The sequence below is a fragment of the Hydrogenimonas sp. genome, assembly GCF_029933015.1.
GTDB lineage: Bacteria > Campylobacterota > Campylobacteria > Campylobacterales > Hydrogenimonadaceae > Hydrogenimonas.
Genome location: NZ_JAOZOZ010000086.1, coordinates 2,388 through 6,627, shown reverse-complemented (window position 1 = coordinate 6,627; position 4,240 = coordinate 2,388). Strand labels below are relative to the sequence as shown.

Annotated in this window: 5 protein-coding genes and 1 pseudogene; 4 read left to right on the top strand and 2 right to left on the bottom strand. The window is 55.8% G+C overall.

Annotated features, from left to right (window positions below):
- Together Q1K23_RS06680 and Q1K23_RS06675 are read left to right on the top strand one after the other, a co-directional pair.
- On the top strand, positions 1–328 hold a 328-nt coding region (locus tag Q1K23_RS06680; protein ID WP_300363368.1), incomplete at its 5' end, for a hypothetical protein.
- A 53-nt stretch (positions 329–381) separates the two neighbouring features.
- On the top strand, positions 382–987 hold the full coding sequence (locus Q1K23_RS06675; RefSeq protein ID WP_300363367.1) for an outer membrane beta-barrel protein: 606 nt from the start codon (positions 382–384) through the stop codon (positions 985–987).
- On the opposite strand, the gene Q1K23_RS06670 is transcribed toward Q1K23_RS06675, so the two are convergent.
- Together Q1K23_RS06670 and Q1K23_RS06665 are read right to left on the bottom strand one after the other, a co-directional pair.
- Complete coding sequence (locus Q1K23_RS06670) at positions 975–1,439, bottom strand: DUF523 domain-containing protein (protein WP_300363366.1); 465 nt, start codon at positions 1,437–1,439, stop codon at positions 975–977. The genes Q1K23_RS06675 and Q1K23_RS06670 overlap by 13 nt on opposite strands.
- Positions 1,440–2,858, bottom strand: a complete 1,419-nt coding sequence (locus tag Q1K23_RS06665; RefSeq protein WP_300363365.1) for an aldehyde dehydrogenase family protein — start codon at positions 2,856–2,858, stop codon at positions 1,440–1,442.
- A 95-nt stretch (positions 2,859–2,953) separates the two neighbouring features.
- Between Q1K23_RS06665 and Q1K23_RS06660 the strand changes: the two genes are divergently transcribed.
- Together Q1K23_RS06660 and Q1K23_RS06655 are read left to right on the top strand one after the other, a co-directional pair.
- Positions 2,954–3,868: a branched-chain amino acid transaminase gene (locus Q1K23_RS06660; protein WP_300363364.1), complete on the top strand. Its 915-nt coding sequence runs from the start codon at positions 2,954–2,956 to the stop codon at positions 3,866–3,868.
- 139 nt (positions 3,869–4,007) lie between these two features.
- Positions 4,008–4,240, top strand: a pseudogene (locus Q1K23_RS06655) (prohibitin family protein); the annotation flags it as partial.

The window sequence follows — 4,240 nt, the reverse complement described above, 5'->3', positions numbered from 1 at the left end:
TCAGATCTCTCAGACATATCTCCACATTGTCCTGATTGGGCAGACAAAACTGCGGCGCTTTCTCTCCGACTTCCAACATATATCAATCCCTCCTCGCTTTTTTTGCGTTAGTATACCATTCATGGAAAAAGAGGAACTTCTCAGAGAAATCGAACGGCTTTTGAGTTTCGACGGCAAAGAAACCACGATCAATCCCGATTATCTGGAATACTTTTCAATGGAAGAGCTCGAGTCGATCAGAAGAGAACTCGAGAGAAAATACGAGAAAATGGTCGAAGACAATCTGGAGTGGTTGCAAAAATTCAAAACCGACTCCGCTCCTGAATGACCTTGCCTTTTCTGCCGATATATCTATGAAACATGCCATCCCAAAGGTCGGAAATGAAAAAAGTTCTCAGCGTCATGATGACAGCCTCCCTTTTTGCGGGGATCGTCCATGCCGATGAGAATCGTTACCGCCCTATGGCCGGTGTGGAAGTGGGCGGCATGGAAAGCACCTACGAGACGAGAGACGAAAAATACGACACCGACAGCGAAGTCGGCTGGGGCCTGAGAGGAGGCGTCCAAAACGACGATGCCAGAATCTACGCATCGTTTCACTACGTCAACTTCGAAGACGACAAAAAAGACGACACCTCCTACGCCAAATACGAAACCGACCAGTACGATCTGCTCCTCAACCTCGAAGCCATTACCGAACCCTTCAGGTTTTCCGATTCCATCGCCTCTTTCTTTTTCATCGGAGCGCACATCGGAGGCGTCTATGTGGATTACGACGCAAAGTACCACAGTCGCAACGTCGATCTCGAAAAGAAAGATTCCGAATACGGTCTCGCATCCGGCGCCCAGGCGGGCGCCGTCATGAAAATCAGTGAAAAGGTGGAGTTGGAAGCGGGATACCGCTATACATGGAGCACTCTGGATATCCAGGATGTCGACCTGGATCACTACGACAATCTCTACATCGCTTTCACCTACGACTTCTGAGAGTTTTCCACCACGTCCTCGTCATCCGCGGTCTCGATACCCCGGGCTTTCGCTTCTGCAGCCATGACACCCGCCTCTTTTTCACTCAGAAGATTCCCCTCCCCGTCATAGAGCCGGGCGGTGCAAACACCGCAGCTGGGACTTCTGGCCTTGCCGACGAAGAGGTCGACATCCGGATGTTCGTCGAAAAACTTTCGGGCGTACTCGGCGATGGGGCCGGTCCGATCCTCTCTGGAAAATTTCGTCAGGGCTTTGATGCCTTCGGGCGTGACGGTCAGATCCATCGCTTCGCGCGGGGTACCGAAACAGGCGTCTTCGGGACAGAAGAAGAGGATCTCGCAACCCTCCTTTTCCAGTTTTTCCATGAGTTCGGGATTGCCTTTGGGCTCGCCGTTGTAGCGGCAGTTCTTTCCCGCCAGACAGGCACTGACGGCGACTTTTTTCCCGGCCATTCAGAAAATCACCACCGACTGTATTTCCGTGAACTCCTCCAGTGCGAAGTCCGGCCCTTCCCGTCCTACGCCGCTGAGCTTCATGCCGCCGTAGGGCTGGATATCGAAACGCACGGTCGGCACGTCGTTGACGACGATGCCGCCGCACTCGAACTCCTCCAGCGCCCTTTGGGTCATCTTCAGGTCGTTGGTGAAGATCGAAAACTGCAGGCCGTAGGGTGAGTCGTTCATCTTCCCCGCCGCCTCGTCGAAACTCCCGACTTTCACGAGACTGACGATGGGCGCGAAGACCTCTTCGCAGACGATCGCCATGTCGTCACGCACGTCGGCCATGACGGTCGGCGCGAAGATTCCGTCGACGAGCTCTCCTCCGGCGATGACACGCGCACCTTCCTTTTCGGCGCTTCGGACCCAATTCATCGCCCGATCTTTCGCCTCCTCGTTGATGAGCGGCCCCATGAAGGTGTCGTCGTCGTAGGGGCTGCCGACTTTGAGCTTTTTCGTCTCTTCGGCCATGGCGGCGGCGAAATCGTCGTAGACGGCGGCATCGACGTAGATGCGTTGCAGCGAGATGCAGACCTGTCCGCTGTTGACGAAGGCCCCGAAGGCGCAGCGCGCAGCGGCATGGGCGAGATCGGCGCTCTTTTCGACGAAGGTGGCGGCGTTGCCTCCCAGCTCCAGGCTCACCTTCTTGATGCCCGCACTCTTGGTGATGATGTTGCCCACCGGGACGCTGCCGGTGAAGCTGATGACACGGGGGATGTCGCTGGTGACCAGGGCACTGCCCACTTCCGCGTCGCCGTAGACGATACTGAGGGCATCATCGACGGCGTATTCGCTCTCGATGAAGAGCCTGGCGAAAAGGTAGCCGGTCGCCGGCGCTTCGGGGGTCGGCTTGAGTACGACGCTGCAGCCCGCCCCAAGCGCGGGAGCGAGTTTGTGGGCCGCCAGGTTGAGCGGGAAGTTGAAGGGGGTGATGGCCACGACGACCCCGGCGGGCACGCGTCGCCAGAAGGCGGTCGACTTCCTGCCGCTGGGTGTCGCGTCGGTCGGGATCGTCTCGCCCCGCAGGTGGGTCAGGGCGTCGGCCGTGAGCTCGATCGTCTCGATACAGCGGTCCACCTCGATCCGGCTGAACATGATCGGTTTGCCGATCTCGTCCGTGATGGTCTCGGCGAAAATCTCCTTCTCCTCCCTCAGCCGTTTCGCCACGTCCCTGAGCCACGCGATTCTCTGGGAGAGAGGCGTTTTTCTGCTCTTTTCGAAGGCTCTTTCCGCCACTTTCAAAGCGGCTTTCGCATCCTCGGCGCTGCAGAGAGGATAGGTCGAGACGACCTCCTTGCTGTAGGGCGATCTGCGCTTGCCCACCTTCTCCTTCTCGACGATGTCGGATCCTATATAGACTTTCGCTTCTACCATCTCTCTCTCCTGATATTTTGCTGCAAACTGCTTTTAATCTATTATAAGATAAAATCAACCAATTTTTCTATGAATCGATCAAACTGGAGTAGTGAATGAAGCAAGCTGATACCATTTGGATGAATGGCGAACTGGTACCGTGGAACGAAGCGAAGGTCCATGTCCTGACCCATACGCTCCACTACGGCAACGGAGTCTTCGAAGGCACGCGCGCCTACAAAACCGACAAAGGGCTGGCGATCTTCCGTCTGCGGGATCACACGAAACGTCTTTTGAACTCGGCGAAGATCACGATGATCAAAAGCCCCTATACCCTCGAGGAGCTCGAAGCCGCGCAGCTCGAACTGCTGCGGGAGAACCACTTCGAAAGCAACGTCTATATCCGCCCGCTGATCTATCTGGGCTACGGTGTCATGGGCCTCTACCACGTCAACGCCCCCGTCGAGGTGGCGATCGCGGCATGGGAGTGGGGAAGCTACCTGGGCGAAGAGGGGCTGGAAAAGGGAATCCGGGTCAAGATCGCCTCTTTCGCCCGCAACTCCGTCAAATCGACGATGGGCAAGGCCAAAGCGGTCGCCAACTACCTCAACAGCCAGATGGCCAAGTTCGAAGCGCTGGAAGCCGGTTACGAAGAGGCGCTGCTGCTGGACGACGAAGGGTTCATCGCCGAAGGAAGCGGCGAATGTTTCTTCATCGTCCGAGACGGAAAGATCATCACGCCCCCCAACGACAACTCCCTGGAGTCGATCACCCAGGCGACGGTCATCGAGCTGGCCGAAAAGCTGGGCTACAGCGTCGAACACCGCCGCATCACCCGCGACGAGGTCTACATCGCCGACGAAGCTTTCTTCACGGGCACCGCGGCGGAGGTGACCCCGGTGCGGGAAGTGGACGGGCGCATCATCGGCGAAGGCCACAGAGGACCGATCACGGAACACCTGCAAAGAGAGTATTTCGACGTCGTCTACGGACGCAACAAAGATTTCGAACACTATTTGACACATATTTGAGTGAAAAACTAAAAACTAAAAACTAAAAATTTTTGTGAATCGCTTTGCGAACGACAATCTTTTAAAATGGTCGGGTGTGAAACACCCTACCCTAACTTTTCGTTTTTCACTTTTCACTATTCACTAAAAAAGGATTTTTATGCCGGCAGACATGAACGACTATTTCAACAAACAGCGCGGCGGGGGCGACAACCAGCCTCCCAAGCCGCCGCAGTTCATCCAGGATTTCAGCAAGAAGGCGACGGCGATGTACGTGCTCATCATCGTCGCGGCGCTTCTGGTCTTTTTCAAACCCTTCGTCGTGATCAACTCGGGCGAAGTGGGGATTCTCAAAACGGCGGGTAAATTCGATCCCGAACCGCTTCAGCCGGG

Bases quoted from the DNA above. Each gene is read 5' to 3' on its own strand.
- Q1K23_RS06675 (WP_300363367.1), top strand. From the start codon at position 382: ATGAAAAAAGTTCTCAGCGTCATGATGACAGCCTCCCTTTTTGCGGGG.
- Q1K23_RS06670 (WP_300363366.1), bottom strand. From the start codon at position 1,439: ATGGCCGGGAAAAAAGTCGCCGTCAGTGCCTGTCTGGCGGGAAAGAAC.
- Q1K23_RS06665 (WP_300363365.1), bottom strand. From the start codon at position 2,858: ATGGTAGAAGCGAAAGTCTATATAGGATCCGACATCGTCGAGAAGGAG.
- Q1K23_RS06660 (WP_300363364.1), top strand. From the start codon at position 2,954: ATGAAGCAAGCTGATACCATTTGGATGAATGGCGAACTGGTACCGTGG.